General features: G+C 67.7%; 14 protein-coding genes. 9 read left to right on the plus strand and 5 right to left on the minus strand.

The window, feature by feature from the left end; translation table 11 throughout:
- The first annotated feature begins 15 nt into the window (after positions 1–15).
- The 7 genes from ACFRAU_RS05510 to ACFRAU_RS05540 all read left to right on the plus strand — a co-directional run bounded on the left by ACFRAU_RS05510 (position 16) and on the right by ACFRAU_RS05540 (position 10,386).
- On the plus strand, positions 16–687 hold the full coding sequence (locus ACFRAU_RS05510; RefSeq protein ID WP_377999130.1) for a fasciclin domain-containing protein: 672 nt from the start codon (positions 16–18) through the stop codon (positions 685–687).
- Between the two features lie 171 nt (positions 688–858).
- Positions 859–2,535: an ABC transporter substrate-binding protein gene (locus ACFRAU_RS05515; protein ID WP_377999131.1), complete on the plus strand. Its 1,677-nt coding sequence runs from the start codon at positions 859–861 to the stop codon at positions 2,533–2,535.
- Between the two features lie 77 nt (positions 2,536–2,612).
- Complete coding sequence (locus tag ACFRAU_RS05520; protein ID WP_377998088.1) at positions 2,613–4,118, plus strand: malate:quinone oxidoreductase; 1,506 nt, start codon at positions 2,613–2,615, stop codon at positions 4,116–4,118.
- A gap of 86 nt (positions 4,119–4,204) precedes the next feature.
- The gene (locus ACFRAU_RS05525) at positions 4,205–7,423 is read left to right on the plus strand and encodes an efflux RND transporter permease subunit (RefSeq protein ID WP_377999132.1); all 3,219 of its coding nucleotides are present in this window, start codon (positions 4,205–4,207) and stop codon (positions 7,421–7,423) included.
- Between the two features lie 183 nt (positions 7,424–7,606).
- Positions 7,607–8,557 carry an endonuclease domain-containing protein gene (locus ACFRAU_RS05530; RefSeq protein WP_377999133.1) on the plus strand — a complete coding sequence of 317 codons (951 nt, stop codon included), beginning with the start codon at positions 7,607–7,609 and terminating at the stop codon, positions 8,555–8,557.
- A 168-nt stretch (positions 8,558–8,725) separates the two neighbouring features.
- The gene (locus tag ACFRAU_RS05535; RefSeq protein ID WP_377999134.1) at positions 8,726–9,907 is read left to right on the plus strand and encodes an LLM class flavin-dependent oxidoreductase; all 1,182 of its coding nucleotides are present in this window, start codon (positions 8,726–8,728) and stop codon (positions 9,905–9,907) included.
- 35 nt (positions 9,908–9,942) lie between these two features.
- Complete coding sequence (locus ACFRAU_RS05540; RefSeq protein WP_377995191.1) at positions 9,943–10,386, plus strand: MarR family winged helix-turn-helix transcriptional regulator; 444 nt, start codon at positions 9,943–9,945, stop codon at positions 10,384–10,386.
- A gap of 116 nt (positions 10,387–10,502) precedes the next feature.
- Here ACFRAU_RS05540 and ACFRAU_RS05545 read toward each other — a convergent pair whose 3' ends face one another.
- Positions 10,503–11,309, minus strand: a complete 807-nt coding sequence (locus ACFRAU_RS05545; RefSeq protein ID WP_377999135.1) for a transglutaminase family protein — start codon at positions 11,307–11,309, stop codon at positions 10,503–10,505.
- Positions 11,310–11,384: 75 nt separating this feature from the next.
- Positions 11,385–12,173 carry a hypothetical protein gene (locus ACFRAU_RS05550; RefSeq protein ID WP_377999136.1) on the minus strand — a complete coding sequence of 263 codons (789 nt, stop codon included), beginning with the start codon at positions 12,171–12,173 and terminating at the stop codon, positions 11,385–11,387.
- 82 nt (positions 12,174–12,255) lie between these two features.
- Here ACFRAU_RS05550 and ACFRAU_RS05555 point away from each other — a divergent pair, with 82 nt between their 5' ends.
- Both ACFRAU_RS05555 and ACFRAU_RS05560 read left to right on the plus strand, forming a co-directional pair.
- The gene (locus tag ACFRAU_RS05555; protein WP_377999137.1) at positions 12,256–12,918 is read left to right on the plus strand and encodes a DUF1684 domain-containing protein; all 663 of its coding nucleotides are present in this window, start codon (positions 12,256–12,258) and stop codon (positions 12,916–12,918) included.
- Positions 12,919–12,964: 46 nt separating this feature from the next.
- Positions 12,965–13,864, plus strand: a complete 900-nt coding sequence (locus ACFRAU_RS05560) for a fumarylacetoacetate hydrolase family protein (protein ID WP_377999138.1) — start codon at positions 12,965–12,967, stop codon at positions 13,862–13,864.
- 6 nt (positions 13,865–13,870) lie between these two features.
- Here ACFRAU_RS05560 and ACFRAU_RS05565 read toward each other — a convergent pair whose 3' ends face one another.
- The 3 genes from ACFRAU_RS05565 to nadB are packed head-to-tail and all read right to left on the minus strand — an operon-like array spanning position 13,871 to position 17,766.
- A complete protein-coding gene (locus ACFRAU_RS05565; RefSeq protein WP_377999139.1) occupies positions 13,871–15,034 on the minus strand; it encodes a cysteine desulfurase family protein in 1,164 nt (387 codons plus the stop codon).
- A 7-nt stretch (positions 15,035–15,041) separates the two neighbouring features.
- The gene (nadC, locus tag ACFRAU_RS05570) at positions 15,042–15,914 is read right to left on the minus strand and encodes a carboxylating nicotinate-nucleotide diphosphorylase (protein WP_377999140.1); all 873 of its coding nucleotides are present in this window, start codon (positions 15,912–15,914) and stop codon (positions 15,042–15,044) included.
- Positions 15,907–17,766: an L-aspartate oxidase gene (nadB, locus tag ACFRAU_RS05575; RefSeq protein WP_377999141.1), complete on the minus strand. Its 1,860-nt coding sequence runs from the start codon at positions 17,764–17,766 to the stop codon at positions 15,907–15,909. Before nadB ends, nadC begins: the two co-directional genes overlap by 8 nt.
- Positions 17,767–17,773: the final 7 nt, after the last annotated feature.

Genomic DNA, 17,773 nt, shown 5'->3' on the forward strand with positions numbered 1-17,773 from the left:
CTAAGGAGAATCGAAATGCAGTCTTTCAAGCGCTCAACCTTCACCGTCGCAGGCATTGCAGCCGCAGCCCTGCTGAGCCTCACCGCCTGCGGCGGCTCCGCCGGGACGTCCACCAGCTCGTCGGCCGCCGCCGAGCCCTCCGCCTCCAGCATGGCGCCGTCACCGTCAGAAACGTCAACGGCGGCCATGGATCCGGCCGCCAACCTCGTCGGGCCCGGCTGTGCCGACTACGCCAAGCAGGTCCCCAGCGGCAAGGGTTCGGTCGCAGGCATGGCCCTGGATCCCGTGGCCGTCGCCGCCTCGAACAACCCGCTCCTGAAGACGCTCACGGCCACGGTCTCCGGCAAGCTGAACCCGAAGGTCAATCTTGTGGACACCCTGAACGGCAGCGAGTTCACGGTGTTCGCACCGGTTGACGATGCCTTCGCCAAGGTGGATGCAGCAACGATCGAGACCCTCAAGAAGGACGATGCCCTCCTGAGCAAGATCCTCACCTACCACGTGGTCCCGGGTCAGATCACTCCGGACAAGATCGTGGGCACGCACAAGACTGTGCAGGGCGGGTCGGTAACCGTGACCGGCACCAAGGATGCCCTCAAGGTGGACGGCGCCAACGTGATCTGCGGCGGCGTCCAGACGGCGAACGCCACCGTTTACCTCGTGGACTCGGTGCTGATGCCCAAGTAGGCACCGCAAATGAGGCCGTGGCCCGCGCCCAAAGTGCGGACCACGGCCTTTTGTGGGCCCGGGCGTGTCCTGGCTCACGCGTAAGCCATCGGTCCGCGATCCGTCAATTAGACTGGGTGGCGGGCAAGCAGCCGCCCACGCGCACCCCAGCAGTCCAGAGGTGGTAATCGAGTGCCCAGCAGCAGTATCCCGCGCCGTACGGCCCTCAAGACCGGCGCCGTCCTTCTGGGCCTGTCCCTCACGTCCTGCACGAGCGAAGCCCAGCCCACGCCGTCGTCCGCCGCGGCGAGCACCACAACAGCCGCCGCAGCACCGTCAGAGACCTTCACGTTCGGCACAGCCTCGCAGCCTCTGGGCCTGGATCCCGCCCTGGCCAACGACGTCGAATCGCAGCGGGTCACCCGTCAGGTCCTGGAAGGCCTGGTAGGCGTCGACCAGACAACGGGCGAGCCCACACCGCTGCTGGCCACGGGCTGGACGGAATCGTCGGACGGCATGTCCTACACCTTCACCCTTCGCCCGGGCATCAAGTTTCACGACGGCTCCCCATTCAACGCCAGCGCCGTCTGCACCAATTTCGAGCGCTGGTTCAAGTTTTCCGAGGCGCTGCGGAAGCAGTCTCCAGGAACCACGTTCAAGGGAGTCTTCAAGGAACACGCCGACCACGCGGAGCTGTCCGTCTTCAAATCCTGCACCGCCCTGTCGGCGCTGCGGGTGCGGATCAGCCTCACGGAGCGCTTCACCGGCTTCCTGCAGGCCCTGACGCTTCCCGCGTTTGCCATCTCCTCCCCCAGGGCACTCGCCGCCGGGAAAGCCGACCAGCTCAGCCTGCGGCGCGGCAGCCAGGCACTTTCCGCCTACGCCACCCATCCCGTGGGCACCGGCCCCTTCCGCTTCGCCGCTTGGGACAGCGCGGGCGTCACCCTCGCGGACAACAAGGAGTACTGGGGCACCCGGGGCCAGATTGCCATCCTCAAGTTCGTCACCTACGACCACCCCCAGACGCGGCTGCAGGCACTGCTGGACGGCCGGATCGACGGCTATGACGCCGTAACGGTGGGGAACTTCGACCAGCTGGTCAAACGCGGCAAACAGATCATCCAGCGCGACCCGTTCTCGGTGATGTATCTGGGCATGAACCAGGAAATTCCCGTACTGAAGGACCTCAAAATCCGGCAGGCCATCGAGCTGGCCATCGACAAGGACACGCTGATAAGGCGCTTCTTCATCGACAACACGGCCCAGGCCTCGCAGTTCGTTCCGCCCAAGCTGAGCGGGTTCAACAACAACGCACCCGCGCTGGGCCATGATCCCGGCAAGGCGAAGGAACTCCTGGCCGACGCCGGCTACAAGGGCCAGGCCCTGAAGTTCTACTACCCCATGAACGTCACGCGGCCGTATCTGCCCACCCCGGAGAAGGTCTACGCGGAAATCAGCCGGCAGCTCACGGCAGTCGGCCTGAACATCCAGCCCGTCCCCGTCGACTGGACCGACGGCTACCTGCAGAAGGTGCAAAACCCCGGCGACCATGCCCTGCACCTGCTCGGCTGGAACGGTTCCTATGCCGACGCGGACAATTTCCTTGCCCCGCTTTTCGGCGAGAAAAACGGGGAGTTCGGGTACCAGGACCCGCAGGTGTTCGCCAAGATCGACCGTGCACGCGGACTCCCGGACGGCCAGGAACGCACGCAGCAGTACCAGACCATCAACGCCCAGATCGCGGAGTCGTTGCCCGCAGTCCCCATCGCGTTCCCGATCTCTGCCCTGGCCCTGTCCGACCGGGTGGTCAGCTATCCCGCCTCGCCGGTATTAAATGAAGTTTTCACCAAGGTCCAGCTAAGGTCTTGACGCCGGGCCGCAATTTCAGTTAGTGGGCGGTGCAGGGATATTCTGTGACAGCCAGAGCCGCCTATCGGAGACTGATTGTGACCTTCATTTCCAAGACCCAACATGCCGACGTCGTCCTTATTGGCGGCGGCATCATGAGCGCCACGCTGGGTGCGTTCATCAAGCAGCTCGAACCCAACTGGACCATCTCCCTGTTCGAGCGGCTTGACGAGGCCGGCCTGGAGAGCTCGGGACCGTGGAACAACGCCGGCACCGGACACGCCGCGCTGTGTGAGCTTAATTACTCCCCCGCCGCCAAAGACGGCTCGGTCAATCCTGCCAAGGCGCTGCACATCAACGAGCAGTACCAGCTGTCCCGCCAGTTCTGGTCCCACCTGGTGGACAACTCCCTGATCGGCTCCCCCAAGGGATTCATCAACACCGTTCCGCACATGAGCTTCGTCATCGGCGACGACAACTCGAACTTCCTCAAGACCCGGTACAACGCGCTCAAGGAACACACGCTGTTCCGGAGCATGGAGTACTCCGAGGACTTCGCGCAGATCGCCAAGTGGGCGCCGCTGATCGTCAAGGGCCGCGACACCAAGCAGCGCGTCGCCGCCACCCGCGCCGCCGAAGGCACCGACGTCGACTTCGGTGCGCTGACCCGGGAGCTCACCGGCTACCTGGCCAACAACGGCGTCGAAATCAACTACGGCCATGACGTCACCGATGTCCGCAGGGCGTCCGACGGCGGCTGGGACCTTTCGCTCAAGCACCCCGCTTCCGGTGAGCGCGGCAGTATCCGCGCCAAGTTCGTCTTCGTCGGCGCCGGCGGCGGAGCGCTGCACCTGCTGCAGGCCTCGGGCATCCCGGAAAGCAAGGGTTTCGGCGGGTTCCCCGTGTCCGGCCAGTTCTTCCGCTGCACGGACCCCTCCCTCGCCTCCCAGCACAACGCCAAGGTCTACGGCCAGGCTTCCGTGGGCGCCCCGCCCATGTCCGTGCCGCACCTTGACACCCGCTACGTCAATGGCAAGCGCTCCCTGCTGTTCGGCCCGTACGCCGGCTTCTCCACGAACTTCCTGAAGAACGGCAGCTACCTGGATCTCCCGCTGTCCATCCGGCCGAGCAACATCATCCCGATGCTCGCCGTGGCCAAGGACAACATGGACCTGACGGCGTACCTGGTCAAGGAGGTGGCGAAGCGCCACGGTGACAAGGTGGAGGCACTGCGCGAGTACTACCCGGAGGCCAAGGACGGCGACTGGGAACTCATTACCGCCGGCCAGCGTGTGCAGATCATCAAGAAGGATCCGAAGAAGGGCGGTGTGCTGCAGTTCGGCACCGAGGTGATTGCTGCCCGCGACGGTTCCGTCGGCGCCCTCCTCGGCGCTTCACCGGGTGCGTCCACGGCCGTGCCCATCATGATCGAGCTCCTGCAGAAGTCCTTCCCCAAGAACTTCAAGGGCTGGCAGTCCAAGCTCAAGGAAATGATGCCGGGCTACGGTGTCAAGTTGAACGAAAACCCGGAGCTGGCGGCGGAGCTCGAGAAGGCTACGGCCAAGAGCCTTCAGCTGGAAGCATCGCCCGCAGTTCAGCGGTGACCGTCCAGCGCTGACCCGGCGCGGGTTGCGGCAGGTTCCACCGAAGGCAAACAGTCCGTCGACCCGTCAACCCAGGAGATCAAGCGATGTTCCGGCTGGCCCACCTATCCCTCGGGAACCGCGCGCTCATCGCGCTGATCACCATCTTCGCCTCGGTGTTCGGCGTGATCACCATGTCCTCGCTGAAGCAGGAACTCATCCCCTCGATTGAGTTCCCGCGGATCACGGTGATCACGTCGATGCCGGGGGCGTCGCCCGAGGTGGTGGACAAGCAGGTCAGCCGGCCGCTTGAGACGGCGCTGAACGGCGTCGAAGGCCTGGAGTCGACGTCGTCCACCTCCCGCAACGGCGTCTCGCAGATCAGCCTGGTGTTCACCTATGGCTCCAACCTGGACCGTGCCCGGAACCAGATCGACCGGGCCATTTCCAATGCGAAGCGCACGCTCCCGGACGACGTCCAGCCGCAGGCCATAGCCGGGAGCATCAGCGACTTCCCGATCGTCTTCCTTGCCGTCTCCTCCGACAAGCCGCTGAGTGAGCTGAACACGGACCTCCAGCGGCTGTCGGTGCCGAGGCTGCAAAAGCTCGACGGCGTCCGCGGCGCCGACGTGACAGGCGGCGCCAGCAGGCACATCCTCATCCAGCCGAACGCTGCCAGAATGGCCGCCGGCGGTGCCAGCATCCAGTCGGTCCGGAACGCCCTGACCAACAACGGCGACCTTGTCCCGGCGGGCACGATTGAGGAGAAGGGCCAAAGCCTGTCCCTGCAGATCGGCAGCCCGGTCGACTCGGTGGCCGCGGTGAAGGCACTTCCGCTCAGCGGGGCCAACGCCGGCACCACCATCGGTTCTGTGGCCGATGTCAGCATCAAGGATGACGCGCGGACGTCCATCACCCGGACGAACGGCCTCGAGACGCTGGCCATTTCCGTGACCAAGAAGCCCGAGGGCGACACCGTGGCGATCTCGCACGCGGTGAAGGATTTGCTGCCGCAGCTTGAGGCGGAGCTGGGCTCGAAGGCCAGGTTCACCCCCGTCTTCGACCAGGCACCCTTTATCGAGAAGTCCATCAAGGACCTCACCACGGAGGGTTTGCTGGGCCTCGGTTTTGCGGTGGCGGTCATCCTTCTCTTCCTCATGTCCGTCCGCTCCACCCTGGTCACCGCGGTCTCCATTCCTCTGTCGCTGCTGATCACCTTCATCGGCCTCTCCGGCACGGGCTATTCGCTGAACATCCTGACGCTCGGGGCACTGACCATCGCCATCGGCCGGGTGGTGGACGACTCGATCGTGGTGATCGAGAACATCAAGCGGCACCTGAGCTACGGCGAAGCCAAGCTCACCGCGATCCTCACCTCCATCCGTGAGGTTGCCGGCGCCATCACCGCTTCCACGCTGACGACGGTGGCCGTCTTCCTCCCGATCGCGTTTGTGGGCGAGCTCGCCGGCGAGCTGTTCCGTCCGTTCGCCCTGACGGTCACCATTGCGCTGCTCTCCTCCCTCTTGGTGTCCCTGACCATCGTTCCCGTGCTGGCGTACTGGTTCCTGAAGAGCCCCGCAAACGCAGGCGCGGGCGACGCCGCGCGTTCTGCCATGGACGTCCAGACGCTGGCGCACGAGGCCGAGCAGCGGAGCATCCTGCAGCGCGGCTATCTTCCGGTCCTGAACAAGACCCAGGCGCACCCCGTGCTCACCCTGATCGCCGCGGTCCTGATTCTCGGCGGGACCGCCGCGATGACGCCGCTGCTCGCCACCGACCTGCTGGGGCGTTCGGGCGAGAACAGCATGACGGTCAAGCAGGAACTTCCGGCCGGCACGAGCCTCGAAGACACCAGCGCCGCGGCCCGGAAGGTCGAGGATGTGCTCCTTGGCATCGACGGGATCAAGGATGTGCAGGTGACCTCCGGCAATGCGCAGGCGGGGTTCACCGCGCTGACGTCCTCTGGCGCCTCGAATTCCTCGTTCACGGTTGTTACCGACGAAAAAGCGAACCAGGGCAGGCTGCAGGACACCGTCCGCAGTGAGCTGGCGTCTGCAGGTGCTGCGGGCAAGATCTCCGTCGGTTCCCAGCAGGGAGGCTTCGGCACGTCCTCCACCGTGGACATCACCCTGAAGGCCGCCACCTCCGATGACCTGGGGAAAGCCAGCGACGCCATGGTCGAGGCCATGGCCGGGGTTCCCGGGAGCAGTGAGGTGACCACCAACCTGGCTGCCAGCCAGCCCGTGGTGCAGGTGAAGGTTGACCGGGCCAAGGCGGTTGCCGCGGGCCTGACCGAAGAGCAGGTGGCAGGTGTCCTGGCCTCGACCATCAGCCCTGTCCCGGCAGGCACCGTCCGCATCGACACGGACGACTTCCCCGTCCAGATCGGCGAAGGCAAACGCTTCACCAGCATCGCGGCAGTCCGCAACATCCCGCTCCCCACCGCATCCGGTGCGGTCCCGCTCGGCCGGATTGCCGCCGTCGAGCAGGTGGACGTGCCCGTTTCCATCACCTCAAGCAACGGCCAGCGGACCGCACAGGTGTCCGTCACGCCGTCGGGATCCAACCTGGGCGCCGTCAGCGCCGAGGTGCAGCAGCGCCTCAAAGCCGTGGAGCTGCCCGCCGGGGTGACCGCGGAGATCGGTGGCGCCACCACCCAGCAGGCGGAATCGTTCCGGCAGCTCGGCCTGGCGCTGCTGGCCGCCATCGCCATCGTTTACGTGATCATGGTGGCGGCGTTCAAGTCGCTGGTGCAGCCGCTGATCCTCCTCGTTTCGGTGCCGTTCGCGGCTACCGGGGCGGTTGCCCTGCTCCTGGTCACGCGGGTGCCGCTGGGGCTGCCGTCGCTGATCGGCATGCTGATGCTCGTGGGCATCGTGGTGACCAATGCGATCGTGCTGATCGACCTGATCAACCAGTATCGGAAGCCACGCGGCGGCAAGCCGGGGATGGGCGTGGCCGACGCCATCACGCACGGCGCCCGGCAGCGGCTCCGCCCCATCCTCATGACCGCGCTGGCCACGGTTTTCGCGCTGACCCCCATGGCCCTCGGCATGACGGGCGGCGGCGGGTTCATTTCCCAGCCGCTGGCCATCGTGGTGATTGGCGGCCTGGTCTCCTCCACGGCGCTGACGCTGGTGCTCGTCCCCGTGCTGTACCGGCTGGTGGAGGGGCGTAAGGAGAAAAAGGAGCTCCTGCGCCAGCTCAAGCAGCGGCCCGGTTTCTCCCCTGCCGATGACGACGTCGATGCCGAGTTCGCCGACTGGACCACCGGTATGGTGCCCAAGCTCAGCGGCCGGCGCGCCGCCCCCGGCTCCCCCGAGTAACCCCACCGCTTCCGCCTCTCCTCCCCACCCTGTCCTCCCCACCTGTCCTCCTCACCCAACTAGGTAGCAGCTGAGGGCGTTCCCAGCGTTGGGAACGCCCTGAGCTGCTACCCACCTGCGGCGAACCCCTCGCAGCCTGTGGATAACCCCGTTCCCGCCTCCGGAATTTGGCACGATGGGGCCATGAAATATCCGAGCCCGCTGCCGGACCAACTGTCCGTGCCCTTCACCGTGAACGAAGCACTCATCGCCGGGGTTGCCCGGGACCGGCTGAAAATAGGCGGTCTCGTAACCCCCAGCCGGGGCATCCGGATGCCTTCCGACGCCGGCACGCTCCCGACGTCGGCGCAGCAGCTTGCCCAGCTGGCCAGGCCCCATACGCTCGTCACCGGCCTTTCCGCCGCATCGCATGCAACGGCATTCCTGCTGTGGGAGTTTCCAGGCTTCCTCCCCGGAGCCGACCTTCCGGGCATCCATATTTCCCGTCCGGATGCGGTTGCCATAGCCCGGCGGCGTGGTGTGGTGGGCCACCGGGGGCAGTTCTTCCCAGACGAGATAGTGGACCTCGGCGGGGCATTCGTGACCAGTAGGGCCCGGACGTGGCTGGACATCGCACGGCTGATGAGCATCGGTGAGCTAACGGTGGTGGCGGACCATCTCCTCCGCTTGCCCCGCCCTGAGTTCGAGAGGAGGTCCGCAGCCCATGCCACGCGGGACGAACTCGCCGAGATGCTGGACAGGCACAAGGGAACGCCGGGGATCCGGAAGGCCCGCCTGGCGCTGGATCAGGCGCGTGTGGGCGCGGATTCCGCACCGGAAACGCGGCTGCGGCTTGCCCTGGCCCGCCGCGGACTTCCCGATGCCGACGTCAACGTGCCGGTGGCGCTGGGCGGCGGCATTGTGCGCCAACCCGACCTGTCCTACCCGGAGTTCCGTGTGGCCGTTGAGTACGACGGCGAGGGCCACTCGGATCCGGCACAGGTGCTGAAGGACATCAGCCGCGACGAGGATTTTGCCGCCGCGGACTGGATCCTGGTGCGGATCGGCAAGAGGCACATGGACAACGACGCGAGGGCGGCCGCCCGCAAGGTCAGGCTGGCACTCCACGCGCGCGGCTGGTCCGCGTCTGGGTAGCAGTTCAGGGCGTTCCCGGCGCTGGGAACGCCCTGAACTGCTACCCGGTTGGGAGGGGCGGGAATATCCCGGCGCCGGGGACGTTGAGGGCAGTACATGCAAATGCATGTAAATCGGGTACACTGTTTAGTGCAGGCCCGAACAACTTCGGCGAACGGAAGGCTCATCATGCAGATCGGCGTATTCAGCGTCAGCGACATCACCCAGGACCCCACCACGGGCCGGACCCCCACCGAGCACGAGCGCATCAAGGCCTCCGTGGCGATCGCCAAGAAGGTCGAAGAGATCGGCATGGACGTCTACGCCATCGGTGAGCACCACAACCGGCCGTTCTTCTCTTCCTCCCCCACCACCACGCTCGCGTACATCGCCGCCCAGACCGAGCGCATCACGCTGTCCACGGCCACCACGCTGATCACCACGAACGATCCGGTCAAGATCGCCGAGGACTTCGCCATGCTGCAGCACCTCGCCGACGGCCGCGTGGACCTGGTGCTGGGACGCGGCAACACTGCCCCGGTCTACCCCTGGTTCGGCAAGAACATCCAGGACGGGATCGAGCTCGCCATCGAGAACTACAGCCTGCTGCGCAAGCTGTGGGATGAGGACACCGTCAACTGGTCAGGTAAGTTCCGCACGCCGCTGCAGAACTTCACCTCAACCCCGCGCCCGCTCGACGGCGTGGCCCCCTTTGTATGGCACGGCTCCATCCGCACGCCCCAGATCGCCGAGGTGGCGGCGTACTACGGCGACGGTTTCTTCGCAAACAACATCTTCTGGCCGAAGGAGCACTATCAGCAGCTGATCAGCCTGTACCGCGAGCGCTACGAGCACTACGGCCACGGCAAGGCCGACCAGGCAATAGTGGGGCTGGGCGGACAGTTCTTCATGCGGAAGAACTCCCAGGACGCCGTCAGGGAATTCCGGCCGTACTTCGACAACGCCCCCGTCTACGGCCACGGCCCGTCGCTGGAGGACTTCACGTCGCAGACCCCGCTCACCGTCGGCAGCCCGCAGGAGGTCATCGAGAAGACCCTCACGTTTCGCGAGTTCTTCGGCGACTACCAGCGCCAGCTGTTCCTGATCGACCACGCAGGCCTGCCGCTGAAGACCGTCCTGGAACAGCTGGACATGTTCGGCGAGGAGGTCCTGCCGGTGTTGCGCAAGGAGTACGCGGACCGCACGCCCGCCCACATCCCGGCTCCGCCCACGCACGCCGGACGCGTTGCCGCACGGATCGCGGCCGACGGCGCCGCAGGTGAGGGCGCTGCCTCAGGTGCGGCGATCGGTCAGGACACTGCCGGCCAGGACACAGCCGCTGCCGGGTCCTCCCCGGCGGAGTCGCGGTGACACCCCGGGCCGCCCCGGCGGCGTCCGGGCCGTCGATGTCTACAGTCCGGCTGGCGGCCGAAACCTGGGAGTCCCTGTTCCGCGCCCAGGTGGCAGTGATGCGCAGGCTGCAGTCCGGCCCCGCTTTCCGGAACCTGGCGGTCAACGAGTACGACGTGCTGTTCACCCTGTCGCGGTGCCCGTCCGGGTGGCTGCGCCTGAACGAACTGAACGACAACGTGCTCCTGAGCCAGTCCAGCCTGAGCAGGCTGGTGGACCGGCTGGAGAAACGCGGCCTCGTGGAGCGCATGCCGTCCCCGGACGACGGCCGGGGCGTGCTGCTGAAGCTGACGGAAGAGGGCGCGGCACTGCAGAAGGAAATCGGCCGGGAGCACGTGCGGGACATCGCCGAGCTTGTTGCCCCGGCCCTGACGGCGGCGGAGCAGCGGGAACTGCTGCGGCTTACGGAGAAGCTGCGCGCGTCCCTGCCGTCCCGTTAGCGGGAAGTCCCGTTAGTCGCTGCCGTCCCCTTAGCGGACGGCGGTGACAGCACCGCCGTCGGACGGCCGACGGCGGGAGGCCGGGGCCGCCGTCGTTCGCGCCGCCCGCGCTGCGCTCAGCGGATGACGGCCGGCTTGTCCGGATCCTCCACCGGCAGCTCGCCGTCGACCGTGGCGGAGACCCGGATCTCCCGGAGGGACAGGCTGCCGCCCACGGTGGACAGGAAGGCTGTATCCGAGGAGTCGCGGCCGGCGGTGATGCGCAGCATGGCGTCCCTGGGCGCCAGGCCGGTGGGGTCGACCACGTGCCATGCCCCGTTGACATGGGCCTCGGCCACGGCATGGAAGTCCATCGGGGAAAGGCCGGGCGCATACACGGCCGCCAGCCGTGCCGGCACGTTCTTGGCACGCAGCAGCGAGATCGCCAGGTGCGCATAGTCCCGGCACACGCCCCGCCGGTTCAGGAGGGTTTCCACAGCGCCGTCCGTTCCGCGGGAGGAACCGCTGACATAGCGGAGTTCATTGAAGACCCACTTGCGCACGGCCTGCAGGAGCTCCCCGCCCTGTAGCCCGCCAAACTCCGCATAGGAGGTGGGAAGCAGCCGGTCCGACTCCGCGTAGCGGCTGGGCCGGACGTAGCGGATCAGCTCCATCAGCGAGGCATCCTCGGGTTCGGCACGGCCGCCGACGGTCGCGGAGTAGTCAACCGTCACCTCCGTGGGGTCGGCAAACTCCATGTAGTGGAACCTGCCGCCATGATGGTCCGAAAGCTCGGTCAGCGGAACCTGTTCCCCTCCCGCCGTCACGCTGAGGTCCTCCTCAAAGGACGTGTAACCGGCGTTCCTCGCCACGGAGATGGCCATCGCCACCTTGGTGTCGGCCACGGTCTTGAATACCAGGCGGGCAGCAACAGTTCGTTCCATGGGTCTCCGGGGTGTGAGGCGGCGGCGTCGGTCAGTCGCGGCTGCGGGCTGGGGTGTGCCGGAGACGCAGCGGGACTAGCTCTTGATCTCCAGAGACATTAGCATCCGCTGGACGTTGGCGAACTCGGAGCCCTTGTTGACGTAGCCGGCGGCCTGGTCCAGGGTGTCGAAGGCTTTGGCCGGAGCCACTTTTTCATCCGGCGCGAACGCCTTGAGCGAGCGCACGTCGCTGAACGAGTAGTTCCCCTTGCCCGCGAGGCCCTGCACCACATTCTGCAGCTGGCACGCCTTCGAGTCGGCGCCGCCCACCAGATTGGTGATGCCGTAGGAGCCAAAGTAGCGGTAGCCCTGGATCACCCTGAACACCACGTGCGGATCGATGGTCCCCTGCCCGCCGCTGTGCGGCAGCTCCACGGGGACACTGCTGACAACGACGTAGGGCTTGCGGGCGGACGCGGCGCAGGTCGCCGCGGTGGTGTTGGGCAGACCCGTCTGGAGGGTGGCCAAATATGTCCCGTCCTTGTCCTTGACTTCGATCTTCACGGCGCCGCGAAGGGTTCCCTTGTCAGGTTCCACCGACTGGGCAATCCAGTCCTGCGGAAGCTCGAAGCTCACGGTCTTGGCAGGATCGGTGAAGACCTTCCAAGCCGCTGCCGTGGCACCGGGCGAGGCTGTGGCACCGTCCGGCGCGGTGGAGGAGGGGCTCGCGGTCCCGGAGGCCGTCCCGCTTGCCGGGCTGGTGCCCGGCTCCGCCGTCCAGGCCGGCGCACCCTTGCCGTCGCTGCTGCAGCCGGCCACCAGTCCCGCCGTCAGCAGCATGACGGCGGCGATGCCCGTACGTCCAGAGGCCGTGATCCCTGTCATGGCTCCAGCCTAACCGGGACCCCGGACACCACCGGGTTGCCTGTCAGCGTTTCGACCATGAATTAGCAACTAGGCTGAGGTCATGGACGAACATGAGCTGGACGCAGCAGAGCAGACCCTGGCGAACATGTCCGCCCTCGACATTGCCGACTGGCGGCTGCGCACCTTCGCCCTCTACGACACGGTGCGCAAGATCGCCGCGGACAGCCCTGCTGAAGCCCACGCCTACTGGCGCCAGGAGCGCGACCGCATGTTCGGAACACACCCTGCGTCGGCGCTGACGGCCGAAGCCAAAGCCTCCTTCTACGGACTCAAGACGGCGGACTACGATCCCATCTACCGCTTCTATGTCCCCCTGACCAAGGAGGGCGCCGGGCGGGAAATGACCGTGGAAACAGGAACAGACGGCCAGGTGCGGTTTGTCCGGCTGGGTACTTTCGACCTTCCCGAGATGGGGCAGCTGGCGGTGTGGAAGCTGGCGGGCTACGGCGGCGGGATCTTCGTTCCGTTCCGCGACGCCACCGCCGGGAAGCCTGACGGAAGCTATGGTGCCGGCCGCTACCTCCTGGACACCATCAAGGGCGCATTCCATGGCGTCCGCGGTTCCGGGTCCGACGCCCAGTACGTGCTGGATTTCAACTTCGCGTACAACCCCTCCTGCGCCTACAACGAGGCCTGGGCCTGTCCGCTCGCCGGACCCGCCAACCGGCTGGCCGTGGAGATCCCGGTCGGCGAGCTGTACTGACGCCGGGCGGTTCGTGGCAGCTTCGGCCGGCACATACGATGGCTGAATGACCACCCCACCTGCCCAGCGGATCGCCCGGGTCCGCCCCCGCACTCCTGCCCCGTCGTCCTCGGCCCGGTCCTGGGCCCCGGACTGGGCCCCAGACTCAAACCCAAACTCAGGCACAGCACAGCTTCCCGAGCAGTTCTTCGTGGCGAACGGCGCCGCGGACTTCGCGAGCCCGGCGGGACGGACCTGGACCGTGGTGGAGTCCCCGTTCCCGGGCTCGAGGGCGAACGCCGCCAGTAACCACCGTCAGGGGTGGGAACCCGGGGCCGAGGTTTCGGAGGACAGCTTCACCTTCCTGGCGCCGAGCGTGCCGGCCAATGTCCTGGGGATGGCCCACAACACCGGGCAGGCCGGCCGGGACCTTCCCGCGCAGGCCTTCCACAAGGCGGCCACCAGCGTGATCGGGCCGGGCGAGCCGATTGAACTGCCGACCGGCATCGGACTGGTGGAGCCGGAGGCGGAACTGGCCGTCGTCGTCGGCCGGACAGCGAAAAACCTGACCCTCGACAACGCACGGACGGCGGTTCTGGGGTACACCATCGGCAATGACGTGACTGCCCGCAGGCTGCAAAAGTCCGATGAGCTGTGGCTGAGCGCCAAGAGCCAGGACACGTTTACGCCGGCGGGCCCGTGGATCGTCACCGGCCTGGATCCCGCGGACCTGCCGGTCGGCGTCGTCCACAACGGAACCGAACTGCCGGCGGCCAGCACCGCGGACCTGGGCTGGAAGGTGGACGAGGTCCTCGTCTACCTGACGTCGTTCATGACCCTGCACCCCGGCGACCTGGTGCTCACCGGGTTTCCGGCGGCGAGCGCCGGCATCCGTCCGGGCGACACCGTCACCTGCCGGGTGGGCGGAATCGGCGAGCTCTCCAATCCCGTCGCGGCGGCCAGCTGACCGGCCCTAACCCGGGATCAGGCCCAGGTTCCGGACGCTTCCGACGGCGGCCGTCACCGCGGCGGCGGCAGCCTCCAGATCGGTGGCGGTCACCGACGAATCAAAGCTGAACCGCACGGCGGTCTGCGCCACCTCCGCTTCGATGCCGAGCGCCACCAGCACCGGTGACGGCGCATCGGATCCGGCCGCGCAGGCCGAGCCGCTGGAGCAGACCACGCCCTGGCGTTCGAGTTCCAGGAGCACGGACTCCCCGCTGGTGCCCGGGAAGCAGAACGACGCCACGGAGGGCAGCCGTTCGGAGGGATGGCCGGTCAGCAATGCCCCGGGAACGCTTCCCAATACCGCGGCGACAAAGCGGTCGCGGAGGTCCGTGACGCGGGCCGCGAGCGCGGGCTGGTCGGCGTGCGCCAGGGCGAGAGCTGTGGCCAGAGCCACGGCGCCCGCAACGTTCTCGGTGCCGGAACGCCGGCCCCGTTCCTGGCCGCCGCCGTGCACCAGTGGCTCAACGCGGGTCCGGCCGCGGACAAACAAAACCCCGTTGCCCTTGGGCGCCCCGAGCTTGTGCCCGGAGATGCTCAGTGCGTCCACGCCGAGCGTCCTCACGTCCAGCGGCAGCCAGCCGGCTGCCTGCACGGCGTCGGTGTGGAAGGGGATTCCCCGCCCCTTCGCCAGTGCCGCCAGTTCGGCCACCGGCTGGACGGTCCCTACCTCGTTGTTGGCGTACATGATGCTGACCAGCGCGGTTTCGTCCCGCAGCACCGTGGCCAGTGCCTCCGGGGTTACCGTACCGTTCCGGTCCACCGGCACCACGTCCACGCTGAAGCCGTGGAAGCGCCCAAGGTACCGTGCGGACTCCTCAACGGCGGGATGCTCGACGGCGCTGATCACCACCCGGTTCAGCGCCGGGTCCGCGGCCTGCCGCGCCAGGGCAATACCCTTGACGGCGAGGTTGTCCGCCTCCGTGCCGCCCGACGTGAACGTGATCTCCCCCGGCCGGCAGCCCAGCACCGCGGCCACGGTCTTGCGGGCATCCGTGAGCGCCCGCGCGGCGGAGTCACCGAGCGAGTGGTGGCTTGACGGGTTGCCGAATTCGCCGGTGAGGTAAGGCCACATGGCCTCCAGCACCTCCCGCCGGACCGGTGTTGTGGCTGCTGCGTCCAGGAAGATCATCGTGTGTTCACCCCACTGTCAGTTCGACGTCCAGGCCGAGGTCCAGGGCCGTGACGCTGTGCGTCAGGGCCCCGACGGAGATGACGTCCACACCGGCGGCGGCGATATCCGCCACCGTGCGCAGGTTGACGTTGCCGCTGGCCTCCACCACGGCCCGCCCGGCGACCTGGCGGACACCTGCACGCAGGTCCTCAAGGCTGAAGTTGTCCAGCATGATGGTGTCCACCCCGGCGGCCAGGACGGGCTCGATCTGGTCGGCGCTGTCCACCTCCACCTCGAAGTGCGTGGTGTGCCCCAGCTGGGCCTTCCCGCCGGCGAGCAGCGCGGTCAGCCGCGCCGGGTCTCCCCCGGTCATGACGGCAAGGTGGTTGTCCTTGGCCAGCACGGCATCCGACAGGCTGTAGCGGTGGTTGGCGCCGCCGCCGCAGCGGACGGCGTAGCGTTCCAGGACGCGCAGGCCGGGGGTGGTTTTGCGGGTGTCCGTGATGCGTGCCTTGGTGCCGGCGGCCAGGGCCACGAATTCCGCCGTCCTGGTTGCGATCGCGCTCATCCGCTGGGCCAGGTTCAGGCCGACCCGCTCGGCGAGCAGCACGCTGCGCGCCCGGCCCGTGACCCGCGCGAGCTTTGTTCCGGCCGCGAACGCTTCGCCGTCGGCCACGAGCAGCTCCACCTGCGTGTCCGGGTCCACCATCAGCATCGCGTCGCGGAACACGCTGCCGCCGCTGAAGACCCCCGGGACGCGGGCATTGAGCACGGCGGTGGCGCGGGCTTCGGCGGGGATCAGCAGCTGTGAGGTGATGTCCCCGCTGGGCGCATCCTCCGCGAGGGCCCGCTCCAGGATGTCGCGGACGGGTGCTGCAGGGAGGGTCAGGCTAGTCATGGACAAGGCTCGCTTTCGGGCTCATTCTGAATTCTTCGTCTAGGGCGTCAGCCATCGCGATCTCCGGCAGGCTGTCGTCCCGGTAGTGCGCGCCAAGGGAACCGGGTCGTTCGCGGGCGGCGTGGACCAGCAACTGCGCGGCAAGCAGCAGGTTGGCGTCCTCATGGGTCCGCGGGTCCGCCGAATGCGGCGCGACTTCCGGACACACGTCTTCGAACCACCCGGCAATCTCAGCCCCCGCCTCCCGCAACAGTTCGCCGCTGCGAAGCACCCCGGCCTTGGCAGTCATCAGCCGCCGCAAAGCTTCCCGAGAAAATTCGCCTGGTTCAGCATCGGACCTCTCGGGCGCACTCGCTGAAACCCCGTCGAGCGCCCACGCAGGCAGGGAGTCCTGCTCGGCGACTTTTCCGGTGAAGGGCATGGCGGTGTGGTCATTGGATGCGAAGTCGCGGGACAGTACTACGGAAGCGTGCGTCAAGGGGAGGCCGCTCGCGGCCGTGGGCCCACGCGATCCGGGTTCCCTGGCCGAGCTTGCGAGGTTAGGGAGGTCGTGGGGACGCGGAGTAGTGCTGTCTTGCGACGGTTCAGGCGACAGATCCAGAAACGCTTCAACAGCCCGCCGCCCGAACACCAGTCCTTCGAGGAGCGAGTTGCTGGCCAGCCGGTTGGCGCCCTGGACTCCGGCGCAGGCGACTTCGCCGGCCGCGAAGAGCCCGGGGACCGTGGTGCGGCCGTGCAGGTCGGTGGAAACGCCGCCCATCCAGTAATGCGCGGCCGGCGCGACGGGGACGAGTTCCCGCGTCCAGTCAATTCCGGCTTCGCGGGTACGGCGGGTGATGGTGGGGAAGCGGCGCTCCAGGTACCCCGCTCCCCGGGACTCCTCGAGGCTCCGGGCGTCGAGGAAGACGTGGCCGTTGGGGTCGCCGAGCGCGGCCAGGTGCAGGGCAATGCTGCGGGAAACGACGTCGCGCGGGGCCAGTTCGGCGTCGGGGTGGTAGCCGTGCAGGAAGCGGCTGCCGTGGGCGTCAACGAGGATGGCACCTTCGCCGCGCACTGCCTCGGAGATCAGCAGCGGGTCCTGGCCGCCGTCGGACTTCGCTCCCGCGCCCTGGCGGACCAGGCAGGTGGGGTGGAACTGGAAGAATTCCAGGTCCGCGACGGCGGCACCGGCGCGCCAGGCGAGGGCCAGGCCGTCGGCGGTGGCAACGGAAGGGTTGGTGGTCTGCGCGAACAGCTGCCCTGCCCCGCCGGTGGCCAGCAGCACGGCGTCGGCCTGGATGCTGGCCGGCCGGCCGTCCTGCAGGAACTGAACGCCCGTGACCCGCCGGCCCTGCTGCACGAGGGCTGTGACGCTGGTGTGGCCCAGCAGCCGGATCCTGCCCGTGGCCTGGGCGGCCAGCACGGCGCAGATCAGGGCGTTGGCGATGCCGGCGCCGGTGGCGTCGCCGCCGGCGTGCAGGATCCGCGGCGCGGAGTGGGCGGCTTCGAGACCCAGGGCGGGATCGCCGTCGTCGTCCAGGTCAAAGCGGACGCCGAAGCGGCCGAGCCCGGCGATGTCGCTGCGCGCCTCGGTGCACAGCACCCGGACGGCCGCCGGGTTGCAGTGCCCGGCGCCGGCCTTCAGGGTGTCGGCGATGTGGGCGGCCACGGTGTCGCCGGGCGACGGCTCGTCGAGGACGGCGGAAATGCCGCCCTGGGCGAAGTACGTGTTGCTGTCCGCGAGCGCGCCCTTGGTCAGCAGCACCACATCGGCGCCTGCCTCCGCCGCGAGCAGCGCGGCGTAGAGGCCGGCGATGCCGCTGCCGACGACGGCGAGCCGCCGGCGGCCGGCCGTTCCGTTTTCGCTGGTCATGGTGGGC

The sequence above is a fragment of the Arthrobacter sp. NPDC056691 genome (assembly GCF_042791415.1).
Lineage (GTDB): Bacteria > Actinomycetota > Actinomycetes > Actinomycetales > Micrococcaceae > Arthrobacter.

Bases quoted from the DNA above. Each gene is read 5' to 3' on its own strand.
- ACFRAU_RS05510 (WP_377999130.1), top strand. From the start codon at position 16: ATGCAGTCTTTCAAGCGCTCAACCTTCACCGTCGCAGGCATTGCAGCC.
- ACFRAU_RS05525 (WP_377999132.1), top strand. From the start codon at position 4,205: ATGTTCCGGCTGGCCCACCTATCCCTCGGGAACCGCGCGCTCATCGCG.
- ACFRAU_RS05530 (WP_377999133.1), top strand. From the start codon at position 7,607: ATGAAATATCCGAGCCCGCTGCCGGACCAACTGTCCGTGCCCTTCACC.
- ACFRAU_RS05535 (WP_377999134.1), top strand. From the start codon at position 8,726: ATGCAGATCGGCGTATTCAGCGTCAGCGACATCACCCAGGACCCCACC.
- ACFRAU_RS05540 (WP_377995191.1), top strand. From the start codon at position 9,943: ATGTCTACAGTCCGGCTGGCGGCCGAAACCTGGGAGTCCCTGTTCCGC.
- ACFRAU_RS05545 (WP_377999135.1), bottom strand. From the start codon at position 11,309: ATGGAACGAACTGTTGCTGCCCGCCTGGTATTCAAGACCGTGGCCGAC.
- ACFRAU_RS05550 (WP_377999136.1), bottom strand. From the start codon at position 12,173: ATGACAGGGATCACGGCCTCTGGACGTACGGGCATCGCCGCCGTCATG.
- ACFRAU_RS05555 (WP_377999137.1), top strand. From the start codon at position 12,256: ATGGACGAACATGAGCTGGACGCAGCAGAGCAGACCCTGGCGAACATG.
- ACFRAU_RS05560 (WP_377999138.1), top strand. From the start codon at position 12,965: ATGACCACCCCACCTGCCCAGCGGATCGCCCGGGTCCGCCCCCGCACT.
- ACFRAU_RS05565 (WP_377999139.1), bottom strand. From the start codon at position 15,034: ATGATCTTCCTGGACGCAGCAGCCACAACACCGGTCCGGCGGGAGGTG.
- nadC (WP_377999140.1), bottom strand. From the start codon at position 15,914: ATGACTAGCCTGACCCTCCCTGCAGCACCCGTCCGCGACATCCTGGAG.
- nadB (WP_377999141.1), bottom strand. From the start codon at position 17,766: ATGACCAGCGAAAACGGAACGGCCGGCCGCCGGCGGCTCGCCGTCGTC.